This is a genomic window from Ramlibacter sp., assembly GCF_035706265.1.
In the GTDB taxonomy this organism is placed as follows: Bacteria; Pseudomonadota; Gammaproteobacteria; order Burkholderiales; family Burkholderiaceae_C; genus Ramlibacter.
Genome location: NZ_DASSVG010000707.1, coordinates 1 through 4213 on the forward strand (window position 1 = coordinate 1; position 4213 = coordinate 4213).

General features: G+C 70.6%; 4 protein-coding genes. 1 reads left to right on the forward strand and 3 read right to left on the reverse strand.

What is annotated here, in order from left to right:
• Positions 1-457 (forward strand): tetratricopeptide repeat protein (locus VFM98_RS25385; protein WP_325112669.1); only part of this gene is annotated, 457 nt, incomplete at its 5' end.
• A 66-nt stretch (positions 458-523) separates the two neighbouring features.
• Here the strand turns inward: VFM98_RS25385 and VFM98_RS25390 are convergent.
• From VFM98_RS25390 to VFM98_RS25400, 3 genes are all read right to left on the reverse strand, one after another.
• On the reverse strand, positions 524-1492 hold the full coding sequence (locus VFM98_RS25390) for a tripartite tricarboxylate transporter substrate binding protein (protein ID WP_325112670.1): 969 nt from the start codon (positions 1490-1492) through the stop codon (positions 524-526).
• 62 nt (positions 1493-1554) lie between these two features.
• Positions 1555-2760 (reverse strand): acyl-CoA dehydrogenase family protein, encoded by a 1206-nt coding sequence (locus tag VFM98_RS25395; RefSeq protein ID WP_325112671.1) that lies wholly within the window; start codon positions 2758-2760, stop codon positions 1555-1557.
• 10 nt (positions 2761-2770) lie between these two features.
• The coding region (locus tag VFM98_RS25400) for an AMP-binding protein (protein WP_325112672.1) at positions 2771-4213 on the reverse strand (1443 nt) is incomplete at its 5' end.

The window sequence follows — 4213 nt, forward strand, 5'->3', positions numbered from 1 at the left end:
CGCTGCAGACGACGATGCGATGGATGCCGCCGTCCCAACACAGAGCCTCGTTGATGCGCAAGCGCTCTACGAACATGCGCTGGCCCTCGAGGCATCGGACGCCGCAGCCGCCGAAGCCACGTACCTCCAGGCGTTGGCCGCGGCACCGGATCACGAGGATGCGTACCTGAACCTGGGCGCGATGCTCGACGCCGCGCATCGCCACGAAGACATGCTGCGCCTCTGCGATGCCGCCCTGCGGCACTGCCCGACCTCCGCCTTGCTGCACTTCAACCGCGGCGTCGCCCTCGATCACCTGGAGCGCCTCGAGGAGGCGGCGGCCAGCTACGAGCGCAGCCTGGAGCTCGACCCGGCCCTGGCCGATGCGCACTTCAACCTTGCGCACCTGCACCAGCAGGCCGGCGACGAGCGCGCCGCGCTGCGGCACTACAGCGCGTACCGGCGCCTGCAGCGCTAGAAGCAGCGTGCCGCCGGTGAGGGCGGCACTTTTCCTGCGACGCGAGCGCCCGCAGGCGCCCGGTCCTTACTGGGCCTCGATCTTCGCCGCCCGCATCATCGCTTCCGTGTTGGCGATCTCGGACCGCAGGTTCTGCGCGTACTCCTCCGGGGTGCTGGGAGCGACGATGGAACCGTTGGCCTCCAGCTTCGCCCGCACCTTGGGATCGGCCAGCGCCTGGTTCAGGGCATCGCCGATGCGCTTGACGATCGGCGCCGGCGTGCCGGCGGGCACCGACAGGCCGCCGAAGGACACGAGGTTGATGCCCGAGACACCGGCTTCGCCGATGGTCGGCACGTTGGGCAGGCGCGGGTTGCGCTTCGGCCCCATCACCGCCAGCGCGTTCATCTTGCCGGCCTGGATGTGCGGCAGCGACACGGAGAAGATGGTGAGCGCGAAGTCGACCTGCTTGCCCAGCACGGCGTTGGCCGATTCCGAAGCGCCCTTGTACGGCACGTGCAGCGCCTCCATGCCGGTGCCATTGAGCAGCAGTTCGCCGCCCATGTGGGCCGGCGAGCCGACGCCGCCCGAGGCGAAGGAGAGCTTGCCCGGGTCCTTGCGCCCGCGCTCCACCAGTTGCTTGAGGGTGGTGATGCCCGATTCGGCGTTCACGACCAGCAGCACGTCCGATTGCGCGATGCGGCCCACGTGGATGAAGTCCTTCATCACGTCGAAGCCGGGCTTGCGGTACATGCGCATGTTGGTGGACATGGGGGCGGCGGAGTAGACCCACGTGTAGCCGTCCGGCGTGGCCTTGGCGGCGAGCTGCGCGCCCAGGTTGCCGGCCGCTCCGCCCTTGTTCTCCACCACGACGGGCTGCTTCAGGATCTCGCCCATGGCTTCGCCGACGATGCGGACGGTCGTGTCGGGCGCGGTGCCCGCGAGGTAGGGCACGATCCACTTGATCGGGCGAACGGGATAGTCCTGGGCCTGCGCGGTGCCGGCCAGCCCCAGTGCGGCGGCGCCCAGCAGGGCCGCGAACGAACGTCTTTGCATGTCTTGTCTCCTTGGATCACTACTTCCTTCCGTTGGCGGGAAGGGCTGGGGATGAGGGGGCTTCAGCGCACGCTGGCGCCGAGCAGTTCGCGGGCGATGGTGTTGCGCTGGATCTCGCTCGTGCCCGTGAGCACGCGGTACATGCGCAGCAGCCGGAAGAGGAACTCGACCCGGCTGCCCTGCACGATGCCCTCGCCGCCGTGCACCTGCACCGCGCGGTCGGCGATGCGGAAGGCGGTCTCGGAACAGAACAGCTTGGCCATCGACGCCTCCGCGCGGGCCTCCCCGCCGGCGTCGATCGTGCGCGCTACACCCAGCATGAGTGCGCGCGCTGCCGCGAGTTCCGTCGCCATGTCGGCCAGCATGTGCTGCACCGCCTGGAAGGCGCCGATCGGCTGGCCGAACTGGCGCCGCCGCACGGCGTGCGCCAGCGCGTCTTCCAGCGCCAGCCGCGCCAGGCCCAGCATCGCCGGGCAGTGCAGCACGCGGTTCACCGTGATGCGGCCGAGGGCCAGCGCGAGGCCGCGCCCGCGCTCGCCGATCTGGTTGGCCGCCGGGATGCGGCAGCCCTCCAGCACGATGTTGGCGGTGTGGGACTGGCCGGCCATGGTCTTGTAGCCGGCGTCGATGCGAAAGCCCGCGCGATCGCGCTCGACGAAGAAGGCGGTGGTCTCGCGCGTGGCCGGATCCTCGCTGGTCGAGGCGATGATCACCGCGAAATCGCAGAAGGGCGAGCCGGAGATGAAGCGCTTGGTTCCGTCCAGCACCCACTCGTCGCCTTCGCGCCGCGCCCGGGTCTGGAGCGCGCCCGCGTCCGAGCCGGCGTCCGGCTCGGTGATGGCGAAGCAGATCGCCTTCTCGGCGTGCGCCACCGGCAGGATGAAGCGCTCCATCTGGTCCGGCGTCGCCTTGGCAGCGAGCGCACCGACCCGCGGCGGCCCCGTCAGCTCGCCCAGTACGTGCGCCGCGAAGGGCGAGCCGCTGGCGTAGATGGCTTCCTTGATCTGCACGTGGTCGGCCAGGCTGAAGCCGGCGCCGCCGAGGCTCCTCGGCAGGGTGACCCCATAGAAGCCGAGCGCGTGCGAGCGCTTCCACACCTGTTCCAGCAGCGCGCGCGGCGCGCCGCTCTCGTGCGTGATGCCGTGTTCGCGGGCGAGCGGCTGCAGCTCGTCGCGGATGAATTCCTGCACCCGGGCGATGAAGGCGGCTGCGGCCTCCGAGCCCTCGAAGCGCGGCGCGGGCAGCAGGGGGACGGCGGTGGTGTCCATGCGCGCTCCTTCAGTTGACGCGCCGCTCGCGGCCGCGCCAGTAGTGCTCGCGCACCTCCTTGCGCGAGAGCTTGCCGTTGGCGTTCTTCGGCAGCTGCGGAACGAAGTCCACCGAGCGCGGCCGCTTGAAGTCGGCCAGCCGCCCGCGGCAGAAGTCCATGATCTCGGCATCCCCGGCGCGCTGGCCTTCGCGCAGCACGACCACGGCCTTGACCGTTTCGCCCCAGTGGTCGTCGGGCACGCCGACCACGCAGACTTCGTAGACGGCCGGATGCTGGGCCAGCACCGATTCGACCTCGCTGGGATAGACGTTGAAGCCGCCGGAGACCAGCATCTCCTTCTTGCGGTCGACGATGAAGATGTAGCCCTCACCGTCCACGCGCGCCAGGTCGCCGGTGCGCAGCCAGCCGTCGGCGCCCAGGACTTCGCGGGTCTGCGGTTCGGCGCGCCAGTAGCCGGCGAACACGTCCGGCCCGCGCACGCAGATCTCGCCGATCGCATTGCCGCTGACGGGCTTGCCGTTCTCGTCCAGCACCTGCACGTCGGACTCGCACACCGGGCGCCCGCACGCCGACAGCAACTCCGGCCGGTCGCCCTCGATGGCGCGGGCATGGTCCTCGATCGAGAGGGCGATCACGCCGCCGGTGGTTTCGCCCGCGCCATAGCCTTGCGCCAGCACCGGGCCCAACGCGCTCCACGCTTCGCGGATCCGCGCGGGCGACATCGGCGCGGCGCCGTAGCTCACCAGCCGCAGGCTGCTCAGGTCGCGGGTGCGGATGGAAGGCTCGGCCAGCAGCGCATGGATCATGGCCGGCACGAAGAAGGCCATCGTCACGCGGTGCTTCTCGATCGCCTCCAGCACCTCGGCCGGCCTGAAGCCTTCCAGCAGCAGCAGGGTGGCGCCCTGGTACAGCATGGGCTGCATGAACATGCCGCTGGCGTGGGTGATCGGGCCGCACAGCATCAGCACGTCGCCGGGGCCGGCGTGCATGCGCCCCATGGCGATCTTGCGCAGCGAGGCCATGCGGTTGCCGACCGTCTGCATCGCCGCCTTGAGCTTGCCGGTGGAACCCGAGGTGTAGTGCAGCACCGCCAGTTCCTCCGGCCGCATCTCCACGTGGAAGTGCTCGTCGCTCGCGGCGGGGAGCAGCGCCTCGTAGTCCAGCCAGCCCGCCGCGGGGGCATAGGCGATGCGGTGCTTCAGCGAGGCCACCGGGGCAGCGGCTTCCTCCGCCATGGCACGGTGCTCGGGCCCCGCGATGAGGGCCACGGGTTCGGCGTTGGCGAGCGCGTCGGCGAGCTCGTTGGGCGCGAGCCGCGAGTTCAGGGCCACCTTCACCAGTCCTGCCTTGTAGAGGGCGCATTCCAGCTCGATGATCTCCGGCCGGTTGGGCGACACCACGGCCACCCGGTCGCCGCGCTGCAGGCCGAGGGCGAGCAGGGCGTGCGCGAG

Coding starts and splice junctions, on each gene's coding strand:
- VFM98_RS25390 (WP_325112670.1), bottom strand. CDS start 1,492: ATGCAAAGACGTTCGTTCGCGGCCCTGCTGGGCGCCGCCGCACTGGGG.
- VFM98_RS25395 (WP_325112671.1), bottom strand. CDS start 2,760: ATGGACACCACCGCCGTCCCCCTGCTGCCCGCGCCGCGCTTCGAGGGC.